Here is a 23,335-nt window from a genome sequence, read left to right as displayed (position 1 = left end):
GAGAAAAAGGACAGTTGCCGGGCAGAGGCGCTGCGCCGCTATCGCGGCATGGCCCGGCCATTCGTTCGATGGTGCTGCCCCTTAAAGAGCAGTTCGTCGGCTGGGGCGCGCCGCGCGGCGTCTGTCTGCGCTAGGCGTGGGGCCCGAGCGTGACGCTGTTCTGAGCGGGCGCATGGCCGAGCATGGCCCGCACCGCCTGCGCGACACCGTGCTTCAATGCTGGATCGCTAGCGAGATGCCCGCCGCGCACGCGAGCGATGTGCGCGGTGGGTGCGGCTTGCGCAAGACGCTCGAGGTTGCGGACCGGGCATACGGGATCGCGCATCCCATGCACGGCATGGATCGACACGCCTGCGTGTTCCGCCATGCGCGCGAAAGCGAGCAGGCGCCGCTCGCCGAGCCAGCAGTCGTGCAACAGGTAATGGGCCTGGATCCGGTACTTGGCGATGAGCGTGCGTACGGCCTTCGGGGCGTTTGCGCGGCGGGGCCGAGATACCGTGGCGCGGCCCGGCCGCGACGAGGCGAGTATCGCTTCTTCATACGCGTGCCATGCGAGCGCGACCTCACGTTGGCGCGCGCGTGCCGCGCCAGGGCGCAATTGCTTCGCACAGCAAGCGAGCAACGCGCTTGCGCGGGTGCATCCGGCAGCAGCGCACAGGCGCCGCCAGGCGCGCGGCGCTTTGCGCCGCGACGTCACGAACAGACGCCGTACTTCTTGTCGCGAGGTCAGGAAGAGGCCGCGCAGCACGACACCCAACACGCTCGCGGGATGGCGTCCCGCATACGCGAGCGCGAGCGCGGCGCCCCATGAGCCCCCGACGACACCCCACCGTGCGATCCCGAGCGCACGACGGATCGCCTCGAGATCTTCGACGAGGCAGTCCGTGCGGTTGCCGCGCAATCCGCCGCGTGGAAGCGATTCACCCGCGCCGCGCTGATCGACGAGCACGACGCGCGTCTTCGTCAGATCGAACAAGGCCAGCATGCCGGGTTGGCTGGCGCTGCCCGGCCCGCCGTGCAACACCACGACTGCCTGCGCCGCGCGCGCGCCGGCAACCGTGAACGCGATTGAATGCCCATTTCGGTTCAGGCGCATGTGCTGCAACGGGGCATGCGAGGATGGCCAGGCGCAAACGCGTCTGTTCATGAATGTGTTGCTCATCGCGAGCCCGTGGTGGAGAAGAGCGCTCAGCCAAGCAAGAATCGCGCGCTGTGTACGAGCCGGTACAAATTGGGGTGAGTCCGCATATCGCATCCTGACGCATTTGCGGTAATACACCGTCAGGCCTGCGAGTGCGTGACGCCCACCCGCATGACGCTGATATGCAATGCTGCGCGTCGCGCACGAATTTGGTGCACCGCCTGAGCCGTGCCGTGACAAGATGGCCCGGAGCTTGCTTTATAGGATGACGAAAAGCCTGGCGAGGTACCTGGCTGTCGTGGAGGAGACAATGCGCGATGACGATTATCCGGCCGCCGCTCGGACGGCCGTGCTGTCCAATGGCTGGCCCGCTCCGGCAATCCAGAAAGCGCACGAGCGTTCCGAGACGTTTGGTCTCTGTGCGTCGGCGCGGCCGGATTACGAAATACTTTCGAGTGCGGGACTCGAACTCAAGCGCGAGCAGAACCGCGTGCTGTACGCGCACGCGATGCCGGTGATGGAAACGCTGCACGAGCAGATCGTCAACACGCAAAGCATGATTGTGCTGACCAATGCCGAAGGCCTGATCCTGCATTCGATTGGCGACGACGACTTCCTCGCGCGCGCGGAGAAGGTGGCGCTGCGGCCCGGCGCAAACTGGGCCGAAGACCGCCAGGGGACCAACGCGATCGGCACGGCGCTGGCCGAGCGTTGCGCGATGGTCGTGCACGGCGACCAGCACTATCTGGCGGCCAACCGCTTCCTGACCTGCTCGAGCGTGCCGATTCTCGATCCGTATGGCGACGTCATCGGCGTGCTCGATGTGACCGGCGACTACCGCAGCTATCACCAGCACACGATGGCTCTTGCGAAGATGTCGGTGCAGATGATCGAGAATCATCTCTTTACGACAACCTTTCAGGAGACGTTGAAGCTATCGTTCCATAGTCGTCCTGAGTTTCTCGGCACGCTGATGGAGGGCATCGTGGCGTTCACGTCCGATGGCCGCTTTCTTTCGGCCAACCGCAGCGCCCAATTCCAGCTCGGCATGTCGCTCGCGGCGCTGCGCGCGCATACGCTCTCGTCGCTATTCCAGACCACGAGCGCGCAACTGATCGACCGCATGCGCGTGGGCCTCGAACCGCATCTGATGCTCAATCTGAGTAGCGGCGCGGTCGTGTGCGCGCGCGTGCAGTTCAAGCGCGCGTCGCTTGCAGAGGGTAGCCGCCCGGTGGCGGTGCACGACGGCGCACGTTCCATGGCGCGCCCGGAGCCGCCCGCGTCGGCTGTCGGGCTTTCGCGCCTGAGCTACCTTGACACGGGCGACCCGCAGGTTGCCGCAGTCATCGCGAAGGTCCGGCGGGTGATCGGCAAGGACATTCCCATCCTGATCAACGGGGAGACCGGCACGGGCAAGGAACTGCTCGCGCAGGCGATCCACAACGATTCGCCACGGCATGCTGGGCCATTCGTGGCGGTGAACTGCGCCTCGATTCCCGAAACGCTGATCGAGTCCGAGCTATTTGGCTACGAGGAGGGCGCATTCACCGGGGCGCGGCGCAGGGGGGCCATCGGCAAGCTGTTGCAGGCAAACGGCGGCACGCTGTTTCTGGACGAGATCGGCGACATGCCGTATCCGCTGCAGGTGCGACTGCTGCGCGTGCTGCAGGAGCGCGTCGTCAACCCGCTGGGTTCGACCAAGAGCATTCCAGTGGACATCGCGATCATCTGTGCGACGCACCGCGATTTGCGCGAGATGATCGCGCAAAGCCGCTTTCGCGAGGATCTTTATTACCGGCTCAATGGCCTCGTGGTACGGCTGCCACGGCTGCGCGACCGTACCGACCTTGCGGTGGTGATCCAGAAGATGCTCCAGCGCGAATCGATCGCTGCCGGAAATCCGCAGGCGCTCGGTGTCGCGCCGGATGTCATGGCGATGTTCGAGCGCTGTCCTTGGCCGGGCAATTTCCGGCAACTCGGCAACCTGCTGCGCACGGCGGCGGCCATGGTCGACGCGGACGGCGAGATTCGGCGCGAGCATTTGCCCGACGACTTCTTCGATGACCTGCGCTGCGGCGCTTCGCAAGGTGGCGCGCTGGATGCGCCAACGGCGCCCGACGCATTCCTGCCGGAGAGCGGGCGCCTGCAGGACGTGACTGTATCGGTGATTGCCGCTGCGCTCGCGCGGCATGGCGGCAACGTTTCGGCGGCTGCGCGCGAGCTGGGCGTGTCGCGCAATACGATTTACCGCAAGATGCCCGCCATCGAGCCGGGCCGCGCCGTGGACGACCTCTGACCCGGCTAGCCTTGTTAGCGCGGCTCTAGCGCTGCCGCACCCTCCATCGCGCTCGCCGCGCTTTGTCGCGAGCGAACTGTCACACCGGTGTTGCATCCTGCAGCACCAGTGTTCCAAAAATCAACACTGCGCATGTCCCGAACGCGTCGAGTGGCGACGCGTTCGGTCCGCTTGCATCTGCGATACGAAAATATTCTCGTCGGCGATCGCGCGTAGCCCCATTCGCACGGCTTGCGCGCTTTGCGTATCGGCATCGGCATGCACCTTGCTTTGAAGGAAGCGGCCGCGCATCAAGTGCGGTTCTTCCATCCAATCGCAAATCAATTGCACACAAGGAGACACGCCATGCAATGGACCACCCCGTCGTACACCGACCTGCGTTTCGGCTTTGAAATCACGATGTATATCGCCAATCGCTAAGCGGACTGGGGACCGCCGCCCGCAGCGCCCGAACGGCGTTGCGGGCGGCGCCCGGAAGCAACGACCATGAAGATCAAGATACTGGGTTCGGGCGCGGGCGGCGGCCTGCCGCAATGGAACTGCAACTGCGCGAACTGCCGTAGCGCGCGCCACCGCTGCGGCGACGTGCTGCCACGCACGCAATCGTCGATCGCGGTCAGCGACAACGGCGTCGACTGGATTCTCGTCAATGCATCGCCAGACCTGCTCTCGCAGTTGCGCGCGCATCCTGACCTCCAGCCCGCGCGCGCGCTACGCGATAGCGCAATCGCGGCGGTCGTGCTGAGCGACGCGCAGATCGATCACGTGACCGGGCTGCTGATGCTGCGCGAGCGCACCACGCCGCTACCGCTCTATGCGTGCGCCCCCGTGCTGGAAGATCTCTCGACGGGGCTGCCGCTCGTGCCGCTGCTCGGCCACTACTGCGGAGTGCGAACGCATGCGATTCAGCCCGGCAAGCACTTTACGATTCCCGACTGCGAAGGCTTGCGCTTTACCCCGATCGCCGTCGAGGGCAAGGCGCCGCCTTATTCGCCATTTCGCCAGAGCGGCATCGACGGCACGAATATCGCCCTTTTGATTGAAGATCGGATCAAGGGCACTCGGGCCTTCTATGCGCCGGGCCTGGCGCAGATGCACGACGAAATTCACGCCACGATGTGCGGTGCCGATCTCGTTCTCGTGGACGGTACGTTCTGGACTGCTACGGAGATGATCGATCTGGGCATCTCGACGAAGCACGCGGACGATATGGGGCATCTGGCGCAATGCGGTGAAGGCGGACGGCGCGGCATGATCGACTGGCTCGAAGCGTTGCCGCGCGGGACGCGCAAGGTTCTCACGCACATCAACAACACCAATCCGATTCTCGACCCGCATTCCGACGAGCACGCGCAACTGCGTGCACGCGGCATCGACGTCGCGCACGACGGCATGGTTCTCCAGGTATGAACATGAACGCACAGCTCTCCAGTCAGGCGTTGCACGACGCGCCGTGGACGCCAGAGCAATTCGAGGCACGGCTGCGCGCGCTCGAGTCGCACTATCACATCCATCACCCATTCAACCAGCGGCTCAATAGCGGCAAGTGTTCGCGCGAACAGATCCGGGGCTGGGTGGCGAACCGGTTTTACTATCAGATCAACATCCCGCTCAAGGATGCAGCGATTCTGTCCAACTGCCCGGACCGGCCCACACGCCGGCGCTGGATTCAGCGGCTCGTCGATCACGACGGCCAGGCAGACGGCGAGGGCGGCATCGATGCGTGGGTGCGCCTTGGCGAAGCGGTGGGGATTGATTCCGGCACGATGTGGGAGCAGTCGCTCGTGCTGCCCTCGGTACGCTTCGCAGTGGACGCCTACGTGAATTTCGCGCGCCGTGCGCCATGGCAGGAGGCGGTATGCTCGTCGCTCACGGAGATGTTCGCGCCACAGATCCATCTCGATCGTCTCGCTGGCTGGCCGTCGCATTATCCGTGGATCGAGCCGGACGGGCTGCACTATTTCCGCAGCCGCGTGCCGCTCGCCCAGCGCGATGTCGACCACGGTCTCGAAGTGACGCTGAACCACTTCCGTACGCCCGAGGCGCAGCAGCGAGCGCTCGATATTCTCCAGTTCAAGCTCGATATCCTCTGGTCGATCCTCGATGCGGTCGAAAAGGCCTGGCCCCTATGAACACGAGTGACGCGGACAGCGGCGTGCCGCTGCGCCCCCGCCTGCGGGGCATCTTCCGGCTGCAGTGGGAAGTGGCGCAAGACGCCTACGTGCTGCTGTATCCGGAAGGGATGGTGAAGCTTAATACGAGCGCCGGCGAAATACTGGCGCGCTGCGACGGAGCGCACGAGCTCGATGAAATCATTGGCGAGCTCGAGCGATTGTTCGGCACCGCGGAGCTTGCGCCCGACGTCTACCGTTTTCTCGATCACGCGCGACAGCGCGGCTGGCTGGACTGACATGGCACACGACAATTCCCGTCCTCCCGCGCCCCTGTGGCTGCTCGCCGAGTTGACGTACCGGTGTCCGCTGCACTGTGCTTTCTGCTACAACCCGCTCGACTTTGCACGACACGGCGCGGAACTCGACACCGACACATGGATCGAGGTCATCAGCGCCGCGCGCAAGCTCGGCGCGGCGCAAATCGGCTTCTCCGGCGGCGAGCCGCTGCAGCGCGACGATCTGGAGGTGCTCGTCGAGCATGCGCGCGCGATCGGCTTTTACACGAACCTGATCACCTCGGGCATCGGCTTGAACGAGGCGCGCATCGAGCGGCTCAAACTGGCTGGACTCGATCATATTCAGTTATCCTTACAGGACTCCACGCGCGAACTGAATGATTTCGTGACGAGTACGCGCACATTCGCGCTCAAGCAGGAGGTCGCCCGGCTCATCAAGGCGCACGGCTATCCGATGGTGCTCAACTGCGTGCTGCATCGTTACAACCTGCCGCACGTGGGGCAGATCATCGAAATGGCATTAGAGCTCGGCGCTGACTACCTGGAACTCGCGAACACGCAGTACTACGGCTGGGCCATGTTGAACCGCGACCAGTTGATGCCGACGGCGGAACAACTGCTCCAGGCCGAAGAGACGGTCAATCGCTATCGCGAGACTATTGGCGGGCGCTGCAAGATTCTGTTCGTGGTGCCCGATTACTTCGAGAGGCGTCCGAAAGCCTGCATGAATGGCTGGGGTTCGGTATTTCTTGGCGTGGCGCCCGACGGCGCCGCACTGCCGTGCCACGCGGCGCGCTCGCTGCCGGGACTCGTGCTGCCCAATGTGCGCGACATGCCGCTCAGTGAGATCTGGTACGAGAGCGACGCATTCAATGCTTTTCGCGGCGACGGCTGGATGCGCGAGCCCTGCCGCGACTGCGACGAGCGCCACGCCGATCATGGCGGTTGCCGCTGCCAGGCCTGGATGCTGACTGGCGACCCGGCAGCAGCCGATCCGGTATGCGAAAAGTCACCGCATCACGCAGAGGTCGTGCGGACGGTGCAATTTGCACGGCAGCCCAGACAGGCGGACGAGCGGCCGCTCATCTTTCGCAGCAAGGAGAATTCGCTGGCGCTTTGAACGGAGAGGGGCATGAATTCAGTCGCCGCGCAGGCGGATCATGGCAGTCGTCCAACGCGTTCGCGAGGCGTGGATGACGGCTCAGGTTGCCTCATCCGCGGGGCAGCCAGCAGCGGGCCGCGCCGACCCGCCGCGGCGAAGCGCGGTTGAAGATCGCGCTTAGCGGCGCCGGCCGCCGCCACTGAAGCCTCGTGCGCCCCATCCGCCGCTGCGCGAAGCACCGCCTTTTTGCAGGCTCGTATTGGCGCGATTGACGTCCTGCCGCACGGCATTGCCGCCGCCGCTCAAACCCTGGAATCCGCTGTCACGTCCAGCGGCCGCGTCCCGGCCCCGAAAGGCGCTGCGTCCGTCCGCGCCGGCGCCGCCGCGGCCGTATTTTTCGCGCGTGGCATTGTCGCGATACGCTACGCCCTGGCGGTGTTTCGCGTCGTGCTGCCAGCGCCCGCTGCCATCGGTTTTGCCGCGTTCGAAATTGCGGTCGATGTTGGTGGCTTTGCGATGATCGACATACACATTGCCGCCATTCCAGTCGCAGTTGCCGAAAATCGCCGCTGCCGCGATCAGGCCGACGCCGAAGCCGAAGGCGGCGCCGGGATAGTACGCGGGATAGGGCGGCCAGTAGTAGTACGGAAAGGCGGGGTAGGCCCACCCGGCGTAGACGACGGCGGGATCGTAGACCGGCACATAGATCACGGCCGGATCCGCGGGCTCGATGCGCACGATCGATTCCCCGCCGGCCGTGCCGCCGGCCGGGGCCTCCACGGTCACGGTCTGCTGCGCATTCGACTCGAGGTGTCCGGATTGCTTCGCGCGTGCACGTAGCCGCTGCACGGCGTCGAGCACGTCTTTCGGCTGGGCCAGAAAGGCGTCGCCGAGCTTCTGGGTCCAGTCGAGCTTGTCGTTCATTGGCTCGAGGATCTGCGGGAACGCGACCAGCGATTTCACACTGACGTCCCAGGTCTCGCCCTGCACCGCCTTGATGGCGGCCTCACCCTTGAGATCCGGATGCGCTTTGACCCAGCGCGCGGCAACCACGACCTCCATCGGATAGGTCGACGCCATCAGCACCTGGGACAGAAGTTCGTCCGGATAAAGCGCGATCGGCGCGACCATCGCTTCGATTTCCTCGCTACGGTACGGCGCGGGTTCGTTCCGGACTGGCGCGCCATTCACGCCAGTTGCACCATTCGCGCCGGGTGGCGCGGCGGCTGGCGTCACGGCGGCCGGGCCGGCCGCCGGCGGCGGGGCAGCGGTCTGGCATCCGGCGAGCGCAAGCAGGGCGCAACACGAAACGGCATAGGTCCGGCGTGTCATGGCGACACCTTCCTCCAGCCGTGGCCGGGGTCAAAGGATTGCGCGGCCGCTGCCTGCGCGGCGGTATTCGGCCCGAGGTCGCGCTGATAGACCTGGCCCGTATAGTTCGCGATGAAACTCATCACCCCGGTATCGCCGTAGCGCGCCGGCCATGCCATGACCGCAAAGCCGGCAAACAGCTTGCCGTCGAGAACATAATTGGCCGCGCCGCCCTGGGCGTCGGGCCCCTGCGAGGTGAGAATCTTGTAGTGATAGCCGTAATAGCCGTCCTTGCCCCCGTTTTGCGCGCCGGCGCCTTCGAACGCCGGCCCAAGCGGGCTCGGAGATTCTCCCGGGCCAGTCGGCCAGTAAAGGCCGTCGTGTTTGCCGGGGGAACTCGACAGCTTGCTCGCGTAGACCATCATGGTTCCGTCGTCGTGAGTGGTCTCGGCGTATTCGTCCTCGGCGTCGTGGATTGCCTGCAGGACCTGGATCGCGGCAAGCTCGTTTCGTCCGATGCGTCGCAGGCGCATTGCTCGCGCGCCTGCGACGGTATCGAACTGCCAGCCGCCGGCCGACTTGACGATGGGGACGGGCAAGGTCCAGCCATCGTTGCCGACCGCGATGAACGCCCGGCCGTCCGCTTGCTGGATGGCGTGAGCGACGCCCCATGCCTTGATGAACTGCTCCCGGACGGCGTCGCCGACCGGTGGGACGATGTCGCGGAAATGTGCGCCCAGCATCTTTTGCATTGCCGGCTCGTCGTTGTTCAGCACGGCCTCGCCGAAGGCCGTCATCGCCGCATCCGGCGTGCTGAAGTGCTGGCGGGCCAGTGCGTTCGTCCCGGCGAGCCCGAATAGCAGTGCGCAGGCCACGCCGATGCGGACTCGCCGCGAAAATCCGTGTTGCTGGGTTCTCATGCCTCGGTCTCCCTGACATAAGCTTGCGCGGCGCGGGGAGCGCCGCCGCCGGTCTGCGGGCAGTGCCGGTCCAAGCGTACGCGAGGCAGGAGTCAGCGGGTATTGGACTTTGGTCTCATACCCGCGCGGGAAGTATTAGTGCAAATCGGCGTCCGGGCGGGCCGCCGCACGGCGGGGCGAATCAGCCATGGACGGGGAAGCGCTTCGTCAGCTCGGCCACCTGCGCCTTCACGCGTTCGATGGTTGCGGCGTCTTCCAGGTTGTCCAGCACGTCGGCAATCAGGTTGCCCACCTGCTCGGCTTTCTTCACGCCGAAGCCGCGCGTGGTCATGGCCCTCAGCCAGGATCACAGGCGCGAGGGGATCGCAACGATGGGTTGTTGTGCGGCGCGATGTGTTGTCCGCGTGAATTCACGAATGGCCGAAACGGCGGCAATGGCCAGCCGCCGTTTCGCACTCGCCAATCGCAACAACAACGCCAACCCTTTTCAATTCCCGCGCGGCGAGTTAAAGCGCTCCAGCAGCGAGCTCAGTAAATCGATCGGCAACGGAAACACGATGGTCGAGTTCTTGTCGGCGGCGATAGTGGTGAGCGTCTGCAAATAGCGCAATTGCATGGCCTGCGGCTGCTGCGCGAGCCGCTGCGCGGCTTGCAGCAATTTTTCGGAAGCTTGCAGCTCGCCTTCCGCGTGAATCACTTTCGCGCGCCGTTCGCGCTCTGCCTCGGCCTGGCGCGCGATGGCGCGGATCATCGTCTCGTTGAGGTCCACGTGCTTGATCTCGACAGTGGAGACCTTGATGCCCCACGCGTCGGTTTGCGCATCGAGCGTCTTCTGGATATCGGCGTTCAATTGCTCGCGCTCCGCGAGCAACGCGTCGAGTTCGTGCTTGCCCAGCACCGCACGCAGCGTGGTTTGCGCGAGCTGGCTGGTGGCCTCGAAAAAGCGCGCGACCTGAATCACGGCCTTTTCCGGATCGACCACGCGAAAGTAGACCACGGCGTTGACTTTCACCGAGACGTTGTCGCGCGTGATCACGTCCTGGGCGGGCACGTCGAACACGACGGTGCGTAAATCGATGCGCACGACCTGCTGCACGACGGGAATGATAAGCACGAGCCCCGGCCCCTTGACCTTCCAGAAGCGGCCGAGCATGAACACCACGCCGCGCTCGTACTCCCGGAAAATGCGAATGGCCGAAACGGCGAGCATGATGGCCAGCACGACCAGGAGACTCGTGAAGCCGAAGGTGTAGCCGATCATGAATGTCCTCCGTGATGTGCTTCGCGCAGCGGCGCTTCATGCAGCGGCGCGACGCTCAACAGCAGGCCGTGGCGACCCGTTACGCGCACCTGGCTGCCCGTGGCGAGCGGCACCTCGCAAGTCACGCGCCAGCGTTCGCCATGCACGCGCGCCCAGCCCGAGGCCGCCGCGTGATCGGGCGTCAGGCCATCGTCGATGATTTCGCCGATGCTGCCGACCATCGCTTCCGCGCCGCTCACCACCGGGCGGCGCCGCGCGCGCAGCGCCACGCTGGAGACCGCCGCGACGAACGCCGCGCCGCCGAGCGCAAGGCCCGCGATCAGCGGCAGCGGAATACCGTAGCCTGGCACGTCGGTGTTGATCAGCATGAGCGCGCCCACGGCGAATGCGACGATGCCGCCGAAGCCGAGCACGCCGAACGTGGGCAGGAACGCCTCGGCAATCAGGCACGCGAGCCCCAGCATCACGAGACCGAGCCCCGCGTAGTTGATGGGCAGAAGCTGCATCGCGAACAGGCCGACCAGCAGGCAAATTCCGCCGGCTACGCCGGGCAGCACGAAGCCCGGATTTGCGAACTCGAAGAAGAGACCGTAGATGCCGATCGTCAGCAGGATCAACGCGACGTTCGGATCGGCCACGATGGAGAGGAAGTGATTGCGCCAGTCGGGCACGACGTACACGAGCGGCGCGTGCGCGGTGTCGATGCGCACCGTGCCGGCCGCCGTGGCGATGGTGCGGCCGTCGAGCTCGCGTGCGAGATCGGCGGGGTCCTGCGCGATCAGGTCGATCACGTGCTGGTCGAGCGCCTCGCTGGCGGACAGGCTCACCGCCTCGCGCACCGCGCGCTCCGCCCACACGGCGTTGCGCCCGCGCAGTTGCGCGAGTCCGCGAATGTAGGCGGCGGCATCGTGCATGACCTTGCGGGCTTCGGTGGAGGCGGTGTCGGTGGCTTCGTTGCTGGTTTTGTCGTTGGCCTTGCCGTTGGTTTGCCCGCCGGAGGCCGCTCCTGGCGCGCCGGGCGGATTCGGCGCGCCGCCAATGCCGCCGCCGATCCCCAACTGCACTGGCGAGGCCGCGCCCAGGTTGGTGCCGGGCGCCATGGCCGCGACATGGCTCGCGTAGACGATATAGGTCCCCGCGCTCGCGGCGCGCGCGCCGCCGGGCGCCACGAACGCGGCCACCGGCACGGGCGAGCCGAGGATCGCCTTGATGATCTGGCGCATCGAGGTGTCGAGGCCGCCTGGCGTGTCGAGTTGGAGAATCGCGAGCGGCGCGTGTTGCTGCGCCGCATGCTCGAGCGTGCGGACGATGAAATCGGCGCTGGCGGGGCCGATGGCGCCGTTGACGGTCATTACGACGACCGCGCGCTGTGCATCCGCCGGGGCGCGCTGAGCCAGAGCCATGGCGCTGACTGACTCGAGCGCCGCCACCGCCGCGCAAACCACCAGCAGCGCCGCAAAAAGCGCGGCGCGCGCGAGCCGCGCCGGCAGAGGGTGGCGCGGCGGGCGACGATGGGGCGGAGGCGCGTCGTGCTCCGCCGCCCGGGTGGGGCGATGAGCGCGCATCGGAACGTCCGGACGGGCAAATGGAAATGGCCCGATATTTAAGAGTAGGTGGTTTTCTGGGGAAGGGGGCCGCCAGATGAGCCAATGTCCAGACTTTCGCCGCTATGGGCGACATTACCGGTTCGCAGGGGGGCGACTGGTTGATGATCGAGCGCGGTTGCGTCGTTCGGATCAGGTAGGCACCCGCGCCCCTCATTCAGCGCCCGCCTCAAGGCAGCTTGCCAAGCACGGCGCCGAACTCGTCCTTGCTCATCGCGCGCAGCGTTTGCGTGCGGATATTGCCGAGCGAGCCGAGCGCCAGGCCGAACGCCATGAAGCTTTGTTCATCCGGCGCTTCGACGATCGTGACGATGTCGTATTTCCCCAGCGTCCAATAAATTTCCCTCATTTCGCAGCCGAAGGTTTTGGCCATTTCCGCGGCCTGGCCGGCGCGCTGCGCGCTGTTCCGGACGGTGCGAATGCCCTGGTCGGTGAACTGCGCAAGAACCACATAGGTCGACATGACGGCTCCTCGTACGTTGACATCGGGTTGGGATACGCGCGCGATTCGCATATCGCGCGTTAGCACGGACTGGCTGAATTTCTGGCGACCGATCCAATGTTTCGAATCAAGGCGGATTTCGCACGCGCGGTTCAATGCGTGCAAGCGGCCGGGAAAGCGTGAAAGACGGGCTTTCGGAATGGCTGCGGGCGCAGCGTGGCTGACCGGGACGTGGAGCCCCAGCCGACGAGCGCTTCGCGAAACGGCTCGTACCCCGGCAGCCGGCGCGGCTCGAAGCTAAATTAGCTAACCTGAATGATCAAGCTCGATAAATAGTATCTTTCTCGTTTAATTTGCGCACTTAATTCGCAAAGTTAAATCAGATTATTATTATGCGCGGCTTTATTTTAATAGTTTAGCAAACGCATTAAGCGGACTCTATAATTTTTACGCATTCGCGGACTGCTCGCGAATGCGTACGTCGTATTGCGCTGCTAACCTCACAACGAGGAGTCTCGCCATGACTCGAAAGTACATTGATTGCAGGGAGTTCCCCAGCGAGATGAACTGCACGGTTGCGATCTCGGCGGATTCGGACTCGGAACTTCTGGAGGCCGCCGTGCAGCACGCGGTAAGCGTGCACCATCACGCCGATTCGCCGGAACTGCGCGCACAAATCAGTCAGCTCTTTCACGAAGGCTCGCCGCCTGTAGCGTCGCCACGCGCGGCATGAGCGAGAGCGGGGGCGACAGGAAACATTAATACGACAGTAAATCCCCCGCCCGCCGGAAACGCAAAACCCACACGCCCGTGATGCGCCTTCATGACTTCGGCAACAATCGCGAGCCCGAGCCCGGAGCCGCTGCGTCGCGGCGCGCCATCGGCCTCGAAGCGCTCGAACGGTCTGAGCGCGGCGTCCCAATGCTCACGCGGGATGCCGCGCCCGTTATCGGTCACTGTCAACGTTAGCGCGTCGTCGGCAGTGGCCACGCGCACGACGATCTCATCGGCGTCGCCGTGCAGCAATGCGTTGTGCAGCACGTTCGAAAGCGCTTCCTGAAGGCTGATCGGGTCGCCGGCAATCATCGCGCCCGGCGCATCGCTTTCGAATGCCACCTGCACGTCGCGTTCGCCTGCGAGCGGGATGGTGCGCCCGATCGCCTCGCGCGCGAGCGCAACCAGGTCCACGGGTTGCAGCGGCACCGCCTCGGTGCGGTGAATCACCATCGCGTGATTGAGCAGTTGCCCCGTGAGCCGGCCAACATCGGAGCAGGTCGTGCGCAAGGCGTCGAGTCCCTGCGCGTAGCGGGCGGGATCGGTCTCGCCGCTGAGCAGTTCGATTTGCGCATCGAGCCGCGCGATGGGCGTGCGCATCTGATGCGCGGCATCGGCAATGAAGCGCTGCATGGCCGTCATGCGTTCGGCCAGGCGGCCAATCAGCCCGTTGATGGCCCCGATGATCGCGTTGATTTCGCTGGGCGTGTCGTGCTCCACAGGCCGCAGGTCGGCGGGGTCGCGCGCGGCGATGATGGTCTCGATGCGCGCGAGCGGCCGCAGGCCGCGCCGGATTGCCAGCCCGCTGGCGCCGATGGCGAGCACGCTCATCATCAGAATGAGCGTCCAGACCTTGAAGCTCATGTCGTTCGTCAGTTGCTGGCGCGCATTGGTTGTTTGCGCAACGGTCACGACGGCCCAGCCGGGCGTGCGTTCCTCCGGCATGTAGCGGGCGATGGTGGCTGTGCGGATGCGCTGGTTCTGGTAAGCGCCGTTCGCGAACTCGGTGCCTTGCCGTCCGGCTGCCTTGCCGGCCGCACCGGGAAGGTCGCCATAGCCCGCCACCACGACGCCGCGCGAATCGACCACCTTGTAATAGACGAGGTCGTAGCGCGAGAGCGAGGACAGCGCCGCCACGGGCGGATTGAGGGCGAGCACGCCGCCTTGCACGTAAAGATTTTCGGCGACCTGAATGGCCGCGCCGGCCAGCAACTGGTCGTAGGCGCGCTCGGCGGCGACGCCCGCGTAGTAGCGCGCGATGACGGCGAGTGCGAGCGCGCCGGAGGCCACCACGAGCGCGATGAAGAGCAGCGTGCGCCCGAGCAGCGTCTTGCGGAACCAGTCAAAGCGCAGCAATTTGATATCCCATGCCGCGCGCGGTGCGGATTTCCACCGTGCTGCCTTGCAGCTTCTTGCGCACGCGCGTGACATATTGCTCGACGGCGTTGGCGGTGGGTTCGTGGCCGAAGCTGAACAACTGGTTCAGCAATTCTTCCTTCGAGTAGATGCGCTGCGGGCGGCTCGCGAGAATTTCGAGCAGCGCGAACTCCTGGCGCGAGAGTGCTAGCGGCTTGCCGTCGAGTTCCGCGAGCCGGCTGCTGCGATCGATCGCGAGCCCGCCCACCTTGACGAGGTCGTTCGCGTGGCCGCTGTTGCGGCGCAGGAGCGCCTGCACGCGTGCTTCCAGCTCGCGATAGTCAAACGGCTTGACGAGGTAGTCGTCGGCGCCCAGGCCGAGGCCGCTCACGCGGTCGTCGATTGCGGAGCGCGCGGTCACGAGCAGCACCGGCGTGGCGGAGCCTGCCGCGCGCAGATTGCGCAAGATCGCGAAGCCGTCCATCGAAGGCAGCATGACGTCTAGCACGACTAGATCGAAACGCTCGACGCCGAGCAGGCTGTTTGCCATGGCGCCGTCGGCTTCGAGATCCACGGCGTGTCCGAGCTTCGTCAGCCGGCTGCGCATCGCCGCGCCGATTTGGGCGTCGTCCTCTACGACCAGAATGCGCATGATGCCGTTCCTGCGGTGTGATTCATGGTTGAGTTTGCGGGTTTTCCCGGAGGGGTGGTGTCAGCATTTTCTCAGACTCGCCCGGTAATCTCGCACCATGATTACCAGAACGAGTGGAGACAGCAAGCCGGCATTGCGGCGGCGCGCGTTCGTGGCCGCGGGCCTGAGCGCGGCGCTCGCGCCCGCGCTGGTGCTGTCGAGCCCGCGCACGGTGCGCATTTCGAAGGGCTACGGCTTGCTGTATCTGCCGCTGCTGGTGATGGAAAAGCGCCGCTTGTTCGAGCGGCATGCGGTGCGCCAGGGCCTGGGCGCGGTGAGCGTGCAATGGACGCTGCTCGACGGCGGCAATTCGGTGGACGACGCCATGATGGGCGGCACGCTCGATTTCGCGGCCGTGGGCGCGCCCGGTTTCATCGAGTTGTGGGCGCGGGCGCGGGGCATTCCGAATGTCGAGGTGATTGGCGTGAGCGGCTTGTCCACCACGTCGCTTTCGCTGAACACGAACCAGCCGCGCATCGCCACGCTCGGCGATTTCACGAGCGCCGACCGCATCGCGGTGCCGGGCATTCGTACCTCGCTCTCGGCCGTGGTGTTGCAGATGGTGGCGAGCAAGCTGCTCGGGCCGAAGCATTTCGCGCAGCTCGATTCGATCACGGTGAGCCTGCCGCATCCGCAGGCAGTGCAAGCGCTGGTCCGGCATGAAAGCGGCATCACCGCGCATTTCGCGTCGCCGCCGTTTTCCGCGCTCGAACTGAAGCATGCCGGCATCCATCGCGTGGTCAATTCGATCGACGTGCTGGGGTCGCTGACGCTCGATGTCGTGTACGCGCCCAAGCGTCTCGTCGATACCGAGCCCGCACTCGTGCGGGCGTTCCTCGGCGCGCTCGACGAGGCGAACCGGCTGATTGCGCAGGACCGGCAAGCGGCGGCGGCCATCTATGTTGCCGCTTCGGGGCTCGATGTGTCGCACGACGGCGTGATGCAGATGCTCGCCGCGCCCGAGACGCGCTTTTTGGTGTGGCCGGAGCAACTGATGGAGTACGTCGACTTTCTGTACATGGTCGGTACGATCAAGTCCAGGCCGCGCACCTGGAACGAGATGTTCGCCCCCGCGCTGGGCGAGTATCAGCCCAAATAAAACCACAAGGAGTCCGCAGTGAACCCAGCCTCATCCCTCGAACAACAGCCCGCCGAAGAGCGGCTGGTCATGTCGAAGATCGCGCGTCGCCTGATGCCGATCCTCGTCGTGATGTTTCTGATCTCGTTCATCGACCGGCAAAATGTCGGCTTCGCCAAGCTGCAGATGGTGCACAGCCTGCATATGACGGAGACGGCATTCGGTCTTGCGTCGTCGCTGTTCTTCATCGGCTATTTGCTGTTCGAAGTGCCCAGCACGCTTGCGCTGCACCGCTTCGGCGCGCGCGTGTGGCTCGCGCGCATCATGGTCACGTGGGGCGTCATTACCGTGCTGATGGGCTTCACGACCTCCATGCAGGTGTTCTGCGGCTTGCGCCTCGCGCTCGGCATTGCGGAGGCCGGCTTTTATCCGGGCGTGATCTATTACCTCACGCTGTGGTTTCCGCAAAGCTACCGCGCCCGCGTGCTCGGCGTGTTCACGCTCGGCAGCGCGCTCGCCAACATGCTGGGCTCGCTCGTCGGCGGCTGGCTGCTGAGCCTGAGCGGCGTGTGGGGCCTCGAGGGCTGGCAATGGGTGTTCATCGCCACGGGCCTGCCGGCCGTGCTGGTGGGCGTCATGGTGTTCAGGCTGCTGCCGGCTTCGTATCGCGAGGCGGGCTTCCTGAGCGCGCACGAGAAGGAGATCGTTGCGTGCGCACACGAACGCGAGAAGCCCGAGCACGCCGAGCACGCGCATCCGTGGAAGGCGCTGCTCGACCCGCGCGTAATGCTGTTTGCCGCGACCTACATGATGATGTCGACGTCGCTTTACGGCGTGACCTACTGGCTGCCGACGCTCGTGAAATCGTTCGGCGTGTCGAGCAGCACGAACGGTCTGCTGAGCATGCTGCCGTGGGCGATCTCGGTGTTGCTGCTGCTGTATTTGCCGGGGAAACTGCGCCGCGCGAAAAGCATCCTGCGCGCCATCGCGATCGTCGCCGCACTGGGCGCGCTGGGCTTCCTGCTGAGTCTCTTGCTGCCTTCGACGCCGCTGCGCTTTATCGCGCTCGTGTTCGGCGGCGCGTGCATTCCGCTGCTGTACCCGTGCTTCTGGTCGATGCCGCCGCGCTACTTCACCGGCGCGCGCGCGGCAGCCAGTGTCGCGGCCATCAACTCGATCGGCAATCTCGGCGGCTTCTTCGGCCAGAACCTGATGCCATTCGCGGGCAAGGCCACCGGCACCGCGTTCGGCCCGATGATCGTGCCCATCGTCTGCCTCGCCGTGCTCGGCGTGGGCGCGCTCATTGCCTGGGCGCGCTCCGAGCATGGGTACGTAGATGGCGCGGGCGTCTCGGCGTAAGGTCAAGGGCACGCCACGGCGCGCGAGGGCAGCGGATTGCCCTGCGCGCCGCAACGATTGCTTGTCTTAGTAGTGAACCACGGAGCGGATCGACTTGCCTTCGTGCATCAGATCGAAGGCATCGTTGATGCCCGTGAGCGGCATCGTGTGCGTGACGAACGGCGCGAGCTGGATCTTGCCTTCCATGGCGTCCTGCACCATGCCCGGCAGTTCCGAGCGGCCCTTCACGCCGCCGAAGGCCGTGCCCAGCCAGCGGCGGCCCGTCACCAACTGGAACGGGCGGGTGGAGATTTCCTGGCCCGCGCCGGCCACGCCGATCACGACCGACTGGCCCCAACCGCGGTGCGCGCATTCGAGCGCCGCGCGCATCACGTTGACGTTGCCGATGCATTCGAAGCTGTGGTCCACACCCCAGCCCGTCATCTCGACGATCACCTGCTGGATGGGCTTTTCGTGGTCCTTGGGGTTGACGCAGTCGGTGGCCCCGAAGGCGCGCGCCAGATCGAACTTGCCGGGGTTGGTGTCGATGGCGATGATGCGGCCAGCCTTGGCAATCTTCGCGCCCTGGATCACGGCGAGGCCGATGCCGCCCAGGCCGAACACCGCAACCGTATCGCCTTCCTGCACCTTGGCCGTGTTCTTCACCGCGCCAAGGCCCGTGGTCACGCCGCAGCCCAGCAGGCAGACCTGCTCCGGATTGGCTTGCGGGTCGATCTTCGCGAGCGACACCTCGGCCACCACGGTGTATTCGCTGAACGTGGAGCAGCCCATGTAGTGATAGATGGGCTGGCCGTTATAGCTGAAGCGGGTGGTGCCGTCCGGCATCACCCCCTTGCCCTGGGTCGCGCGCACCGCAACGCACAAGTTGGTCTTGCCGCTCTTGCAGAACAGGCACTCGCCGCATTCGGCGGTGTAGAGCGGAATCACGTGGTCGCCGGGTTTTACGCTGGTCACGCCTTCGCCCACTTCCACGACGATGCCGGCGCCTTCGTGGCCCAGCACGGCGGGGAAGAGGCCTTCCGGATCGTCGCCCGAAAGCGTGAAGGCGTCGGTGTGGCATACGCCCGTGTGCGTAATCTTCACCAGCACTTCGCCCTTGCGGGGCGGTTCGACATCGATCTCGACGATCTGGAGCGGCTTGCCCGCCTCGAATGCGACTGCAGCACGTGATTTCATGGGAATCCTTAAGAATGGTGGTCGAACGCTGGGGGTGTCCTAGCGCAAATAGGTTCGGACGAGGCTCACGACATCGTCGATCGAACCGGACGCAGACTCCGTGGTTCCAGTCAGTTGCGTGAACTCTTCGCGCAGATGGCTTTCGAGCACGCCGGCCATGACCCCATTGATTGCGCCGCGAATGGCCGCGAGTTGCTGCAGCACGGGAGCGCAATCGGCGCCTTCCTCCAGCGCGCGTTCCAGCGCGTCCAGCTGCCCGCGCACTTTGCGCACGCGCGTGAGGACGCGTTTCTTTTCTTCAGGGGAATGGGGCATGGCGTTACCGGAATGGTGATACTGGTAGCGAGTATAGGTCAATACTGCCGGGGAGTATAGGGGGCGCGAAGCAGCCCGCGCGCTCAATGCTTCAACAGCCATAGCAGCAAGGACACCACGGCCGACACGAGAATGCCGGTCACGATTGGGAAATAGAAGTCGAGGCCGTCCGTAACGATATGAATGTCGCCCGGCAGCCGGCCGAACGGAATGCGCACGAGCCAGCGCCACCCCATGCCGGCGAGGATGCAGGCGATGCCGACGACAATCAGGAAACGGTTCATGCGGCGCGCTCCCTTGCGTTGGATGGATCAGATTATGATAGGCCGACGGCAAACAAAATCAATGCACCTGGCATATTCCGGATGCGGGATTATTTTCTCTAAAGAACACTGATTTTCTCGATTATCGGTAAAAATGCCTGCCATTTTGTCAAAAAACCAAAAATCCTTGTATTCATTGCGCTTGTTGACCAATTGGGCATTTATAATCGCCGGCTGGCAGAAACTATGACGGATGCCAATCAAGGGAAAGCGGCATGGAATACACCACGCTATATAACGCGCTCAGCCAGCGCGATTCGCAATATAACCGCCTGATCAAGCTCGATTCTCCGCTCGGCACAAACTGGCTATTGCCGCTTCACGTGAAAGGCACGGCCAGATTGGGCCGCGATTATGAATATGTGATCGATGCGGTATCGTCGCGCGGCGACCAGATCGATCTGAATGCGCTGATCGGAAAACCCATCACGTTGCGGATCCAGCAGATGGACGGATCGTATATGCCGATCCATGGCTACGTTCACCGCTTCAGCCGGCTGGGGGCGGACGGGCCGCTCACTTTTTACCAGCTCCGCTTCTCGTCGTGGTTGTACTTTCTGCGCCTGCGCCGCGACATGCGCGACTGGCAGGAGCAGAACGGCGAGCAGATTCTCACGGATGTCTATAACGAGCACCCGCAGGCGCACGGCGCATTCCGCTTCGACCTGTATAAGCCGCTCCCCTCGTATTCGAACCGCGTGCAGTGGGAATTCGACCTGAATTTCGTCTATCGCAGCATGGAAGAAGTCGGAATATTTCCGTACTTCGAACACGCCGATGACGGGCGCTCGCACACGATGGTCGTCACGGACGATTCGTATTTTCTCCCTGAGCTCAGGCAAGCCGTGGTGCAGTTCGGCCGCATGGGCATTGGCGACGAACTGGACGGCTTCACGCAGTGGCAGGAACAGCGGCAGATCGAGAGCGCGCAGTTGACGTCGCGTTCGTTCGACTACAAGCGGCCCGATCTGCCAAGGCAGGTTCAGGGCGTCACCACAGAGAGCGGAAGCGAGCTGCCGACCGATGGCGAGATCTACGATTATCCGGGTGCGTACATGTGGTCGAACCAGGAGCAGGGCGACCGCCGCGCGTTGATCAGGCTGGAAGAACGCATGTCGCGGATGAAGCGCTTTCACGGCTCGGGCGCATTGCGCTGCGCGATGCCGGGGCGGCGCTTCGAACTGCGGGGGCATCCGGTGCACGACAAGGGCAGCAAGGCGGATCGCGAATTCGTGCTACTGGGGGTCGACTGGCTCATCCGCAACAATTTGCCGGGTCTGGACGGCGTGGCGGATTTCCCGGACGGATTGGCGCGGGAAATTGCGGACGCAAGGACCGGCGCGACGGTGCACCATGCCGACGGCAGCGAAGGCCTCTTTCAGGTGACGGTCGAGGCGCTGCCGCGCAACGTGCCGTTCCGCAGCCCGTTCGAGCACAACAAGCCGGTGATGCAGTTGCAAAACGGCATCGTTTCCGTACCGGGCGGCGCGGAAGTCTATACCGACGAGCTGAACCGCGCGAAGGTCTGGTTTCCGTGGAACCGGCGCAACGGCCAGGACGAACGCGCGTCGTGCTGGGTGCGCACGACATTCCCGGATGCGGGAGCCAACCGCGGCGGCGTGCAGCCGCTCAGAAAGGGCGATGAGGTTCTGGTCGGTTTCATGGAAGGGGATTGTGACAGGCCTGTCATCATCGCCAGACTTTACGGCGGCGCGACGCAACCCGTGTGGCATTCGAACGGCCTGCTGTCCGGTTACCGCTCGCGCGAGTACGGGGGCACGGGCTACAACCAGCTCGTCATGGACGACTCGACACAGCAGAACCGTGTTCATCTTTATTCGAGCAGCTACCAGTCGCACCTGCATCTGGGTTATCTGATCCAGCACACCGGCAATACGCGCGGCGTTTTTCTCGGCAGCGGCTTCGACCTCAAGTCGGAAGGGTACGGCGCCGTCCGTGCCGGCCAGGGCCTGTACGTGTCGACTCACCCAGCGACTGTCGCACAGCCGATGAACGTGGCGGCTGCGAGCGAGCAGTTGGCAAGCGCCGAAAGCGTGGCGGAACTGGCGTCGCATGCGAGCGCGTCGAACCAGGCCGAGAGTCTGCAGGACGGACAGGACGCGCTGAAAAAATTCACCGACGCCACGCAGTACAGCGTGAGTGGCAGCAGCGCAGGCAGTGGCGGCAATACGGGCGGTGGCGGCATGGGCAACGCCAACGGATTTTCCACGCCGATCATGCTGATGGCGAGCCCGGCCGGCGTGGGGCTCTCGACGCAGGAATCGGCGCAGGTCACGGCGAACCAGCACGTCAACATCGTCAGCGGCAAGAGCACGCATGTGGCCGCCGGCAAGTCGCTGATCGCCAGTGTGATGGAAAAGATCAGCCTGTTCGCGCAAAACGCGGGGATCAAGCTTTTTGCGGCGAAAGGGAAGGTCGAGATTCAGGCGAAAAGCGATGAGATGAAACTTGGGGCGCTCAACGATATAACGATCACGAGCACGGATGGCAAGGTCGTGATTTCGGCGGACAAGGAAATCTGGATCGGTGCGGGAGGCTCGTACATCAAGATCACGGGGGAGTCGATCGAGAACGGGACGAGTGGACAGATCCTGGAGAAGGGCGCGTCGTGGAGCAAGCTGGAGGCATCGGCGATGAGGTTGCCGGCGTCGCTTCAGAGCGTGCCGAACGGTTGCGCATGGAAGACGGCCTCCGCTGCCGCCGATAGTGCTTCGAGTGTCGTGTTGGAGTAAGGACGATGGAACAGACAGGCATTCACGGCGCAGGACCGCAGGAAGGCGCGATCGAGTCGCCGCAAGCTCGGGAGGCGGCGGCAATCGAGAGGGCGGTCGACATGCTACGCGCGTATTTCAGCAAGCATCCCGCGATGCGCTGCATTCTGGCCGTGGACCCGAGCCAGCGCGATTTCGCCGAAATGGACGGGGCCGATGCCATGGCGGGATTGCCGCGGACGTTCGTGCAGATCGACCACGAGGCGTTTCCGGAAGCCCATCGGCCATATCTGGTCGAAATGGACCTCGATACGCGCGAAGGAAGGGCGCTTCTCGATGCGAGCGTGCGGCTCGCCTTTGAAGACCGGCGCCCCGCATCGATGGCCCAGGGCCAGGGGCAGTGCATTGGCGGGTGGCTGGCAAGCGAGGCCACGCTCGACGAAGTGGCGGCACATTGGTCCGGCCAGGCGCTGCAGTACGACGAGCAAGGACGCGCTTGCGCACTGCGCTTCTACGACGCGCGTGCGCTCAGCCTGATCTGGCAGATTCTGACCGAATCTCAGCAGCAAGCCCTGCTGGGGCCGGTCAAGGTCTGGCATGCACTCGATGCCTGCGCGAAGCCGCATGCCTATAGCGGCATGGGGCAATCGAGGCGGAGTCTTTCAATTCAAAGGGTGCAATGGCCGGACGTTCACCGGCATGGCTTGATCAACCGGGCGCTTGCGCTGCACGCGCTGGCGAACGGCCGTCAGCCTGAGCCGGCGGAAGTCGACGCGGCAGTTGCTGCTGCGGCGCGCGCGCAGCAGCACGGCTTGCATGACCGTGAGGATCAGATTGCGTTCATCGGGCATGCGCTCGAGTGGCATCCGCAGTTCGATCGGCATTCCAGGGTTGCGGATGCGTTGCAGCAGATGCAGCCAGGCGATTACTACACGGCGGCCATCGATGCGCTTCAGCCCGATGCAATCGAGGAAATTCGACGCGGCGCGTGGTACGACACGATGAAAGCCTCGTCGCGGATCGGGTGAATCTGGTTTGCGACCT

At 64.5% G+C, this 23,335-nt stretch carries 22 protein-coding genes and 1 pseudogene; 11 read left to right on the top strand and 12 right to left on the bottom strand.

The genetic code is table 11. The features are described 5' to 3' along the window. Positions 1-130: 130 nt before the first annotated feature. A complete protein-coding gene (locus P5W99_RS27140; protein ID WP_421027871.1) occupies positions 131-1,147 on the bottom strand; it encodes an alpha/beta fold hydrolase in 1,017 nt (338 codons plus the stop codon). A 304-nt stretch (positions 1,148-1,451) separates the two neighbouring features. Here P5W99_RS27140 and P5W99_RS27135 point away from each other — a divergent pair, with 304 nt between their 5' ends. From P5W99_RS27135 to pqqE, 6 genes are all read left to right on the top strand, one after another. Further along, on the top strand, positions 1,452-3,437 hold the full coding sequence (locus P5W99_RS27135) for a sigma-54-dependent Fis family transcriptional regulator (protein ID WP_421027870.1): 1,986 nt from the start codon (positions 1,452-1,454) through the stop codon (positions 3,435-3,437). Between the two features lie 345 nt (positions 3,438-3,782). Next, on the top strand, positions 3,783-3,857 hold the full coding sequence (gene pqqA, locus P5W99_RS27130; RefSeq protein ID WP_006485436.1) for a pyrroloquinoline quinone precursor peptide PqqA: 75 nt from the start codon (positions 3,783-3,785) through the stop codon (positions 3,855-3,857). A gap of 66 nt (positions 3,858-3,923) precedes the next feature. Continuing rightward, on the top strand, positions 3,924-4,847 hold the full coding sequence (gene pqqB / locus P5W99_RS27125; RefSeq protein WP_421027869.1) for a pyrroloquinoline quinone biosynthesis protein PqqB: 924 nt from the start codon (positions 3,924-3,926) through the stop codon (positions 4,845-4,847). A 2-nt stretch (positions 4,848-4,849) separates the two neighbouring features. Beyond that, positions 4,850-5,569, top strand: a complete 720-nt coding sequence (gene pqqC / locus P5W99_RS27120; protein ID WP_434665243.1) for a pyrroloquinoline-quinone synthase PqqC — start codon at positions 4,850-4,852, stop codon at positions 5,567-5,569. Next, positions 5,566-5,847 (top strand): pyrroloquinoline quinone biosynthesis peptide chaperone PqqD, encoded by a 282-nt coding sequence (pqqD, locus tag P5W99_RS27115; protein ID WP_421027867.1) that lies wholly within the window; start codon positions 5,566-5,568, stop codon positions 5,845-5,847. The genes pqqC and pqqD overlap by 4 nt, the downstream gene beginning before the upstream one ends. A gap of 1 nt (position 5,848) precedes the next feature. Continuing rightward, the gene (gene pqqE / locus P5W99_RS27110; protein WP_421046597.1) at positions 5,849-6,967 is read left to right on the top strand and encodes a pyrroloquinoline quinone biosynthesis protein PqqE; all 1,119 of its coding nucleotides are present in this window, start codon (positions 5,849-5,851) and stop codon (positions 6,965-6,967) included. A gap of 159 nt (positions 6,968-7,126) precedes the next feature. Here the strand turns inward: pqqE and P5W99_RS27105 are convergent, their stop codons facing one another. From P5W99_RS27105 to P5W99_RS27080, 6 genes and pseudogenes are all read right to left on the bottom strand, one after another. Then, positions 7,127-8,281 (bottom strand): DUF3300 domain-containing protein, encoded by a 1,155-nt coding sequence (locus P5W99_RS27105; protein ID WP_421027865.1) that lies wholly within the window; start codon positions 8,279-8,281, stop codon positions 7,127-7,129. Beyond that, entirely contained in the window at positions 8,278-9,180 is a 903-nt protein-coding gene (locus P5W99_RS27100) for a DUF2950 domain-containing protein (protein WP_421027864.1), read from the bottom strand. Before P5W99_RS27100 ends, P5W99_RS27105 begins: the two co-directional genes overlap by 4 nt. Positions 9,181-9,361: 181 nt before the next feature. Further along, a pseudogene (glyA, locus tag P5W99_RS27095) lies at positions 9,362-9,514 on the bottom strand (serine hydroxymethyltransferase); the annotation flags it as partial. Positions 9,515-9,667: 153 nt separating this feature from the next. Beyond that, a complete protein-coding gene (locus P5W99_RS27090) occupies positions 9,668-10,441 on the bottom strand; it encodes a slipin family protein (protein WP_421027863.1) in 774 nt (257 codons plus the stop codon). Next, positions 10,438-12,006: an NfeD family protein gene (locus P5W99_RS27085; protein ID WP_421027862.1), complete on the bottom strand. Its 1,569-nt coding sequence runs from the start codon at positions 12,004-12,006 to the stop codon at positions 10,438-10,440. Before P5W99_RS27085 ends, P5W99_RS27090 begins: the two co-directional genes overlap by 4 nt. Before the next feature lie 208 nt (positions 12,007-12,214). Then, entirely contained in the window at positions 12,215-12,508 is a 294-nt protein-coding gene (locus P5W99_RS27080) for a GYD domain-containing protein (RefSeq protein WP_213306825.1), read from the bottom strand. A gap of 499 nt (positions 12,509-13,007) precedes the next feature. Here P5W99_RS27080 and P5W99_RS27075 point away from each other — a divergent pair, with 499 nt between their 5' ends. Then, a complete protein-coding gene (locus P5W99_RS27075; protein ID WP_421027861.1) occupies positions 13,008-13,220 on the top strand; it encodes a DUF1059 domain-containing protein in 213 nt (70 codons plus the stop codon). Here the strand turns inward: P5W99_RS27075 and P5W99_RS27070 are convergent. Together P5W99_RS27070 and P5W99_RS27065 are read right to left on the bottom strand one after the other, a co-directional pair. Further along, positions 13,178-14,617, bottom strand: coding sequence for a sensor histidine kinase (locus P5W99_RS27070; RefSeq protein ID WP_421027860.1), 1,440 nt, complete (start codon positions 14,615-14,617; stop codon positions 13,178-13,180). The genes P5W99_RS27075 and P5W99_RS27070 overlap by 43 nt on opposite strands. After that, the gene (locus tag P5W99_RS27065) at positions 14,604-15,269 is read right to left on the bottom strand and encodes a response regulator transcription factor (RefSeq protein ID WP_421027859.1); all 666 of its coding nucleotides are present in this window, start codon (positions 15,267-15,269) and stop codon (positions 14,604-14,606) included. Before P5W99_RS27065 ends, P5W99_RS27070 begins: the two co-directional genes overlap by 14 nt. Before the next feature lie 97 nt (positions 15,270-15,366). Here P5W99_RS27065 and P5W99_RS27060 point away from each other — a divergent pair, with 97 nt between their 5' ends. Together P5W99_RS27060 and P5W99_RS27055 are read left to right on the top strand one after the other, a co-directional pair. Continuing rightward, complete coding sequence (locus tag P5W99_RS27060) at positions 15,367-16,407, top strand: ABC transporter substrate-binding protein (RefSeq protein ID WP_421027858.1); 1,041 nt, start codon at positions 15,367-15,369, stop codon at positions 16,405-16,407. A 69-nt stretch (positions 16,408-16,476) separates the two neighbouring features. Then, on the top strand, positions 16,477-17,745 hold the full coding sequence (locus tag P5W99_RS27055; RefSeq protein WP_421028044.1) for an MFS transporter: 1,269 nt from the start codon (positions 16,477-16,479) through the stop codon (positions 17,743-17,745). A 66-nt stretch (positions 17,746-17,811) separates the two neighbouring features. Here the strand turns inward: P5W99_RS27055 and P5W99_RS27050 are convergent, their stop codons facing one another. From P5W99_RS27050 to P5W99_RS27040, 3 genes are all read right to left on the bottom strand, one after another. Further along, positions 17,812-18,921 carry an S-(hydroxymethyl)glutathione dehydrogenase/class III alcohol dehydrogenase gene (locus P5W99_RS27050; protein WP_421027857.1) on the bottom strand — a complete coding sequence of 370 codons (1,110 nt, stop codon included), beginning with the start codon at positions 18,919-18,921 and terminating at the stop codon, positions 17,812-17,814. A 39-nt stretch (positions 18,922-18,960) separates the two neighbouring features. After that, positions 18,961-19,236: a formaldehyde-responsive transcriptional repressor FrmR gene (gene frmR, locus P5W99_RS27045; protein ID WP_421027856.1), complete on the bottom strand. Its 276-nt coding sequence runs from the start codon at positions 19,234-19,236 to the stop codon at positions 18,961-18,963. An 83-nt stretch (positions 19,237-19,319) separates the two neighbouring features. Further along, entirely contained in the window at positions 19,320-19,520 is a 201-nt protein-coding gene (locus P5W99_RS27040; RefSeq protein WP_421027855.1) for a DUF2905 domain-containing protein, read from the bottom strand. A 254-nt stretch (positions 19,521-19,774) separates the two neighbouring features. Between P5W99_RS27040 and P5W99_RS27035 the strand changes: the two genes are divergently transcribed. After that, on the top strand, positions 19,775-22,312 hold the full coding sequence (locus P5W99_RS27035; RefSeq protein WP_434665232.1) for a type VI secretion system Vgr family protein: 2,538 nt from the start codon (positions 19,775-19,777) through the stop codon (positions 22,310-22,312). 5 nt (positions 22,313-22,317) lie between these two features. Continuing rightward, the gene (locus P5W99_RS27030; protein ID WP_434665230.1) at positions 22,318-23,319 is read left to right on the top strand and encodes a DUF4123 domain-containing protein; all 1,002 of its coding nucleotides are present in this window, start codon (positions 22,318-22,320) and stop codon (positions 23,317-23,319) included. Positions 23,320-23,335: the final 16 nt, after the last annotated feature.

Origin of the sequence: Paraburkholderia sp. A3BS-1L (assembly GCF_051125215.1) — a bacterium.
GTDB lineage: Bacteria > Pseudomonadota > Gammaproteobacteria > Burkholderiales > Burkholderiaceae > Paraburkholderia.
Note: the sequence above shows the minus strand (reverse complement) of the source record. Positions and strands in the feature narration are given on the sequence as shown.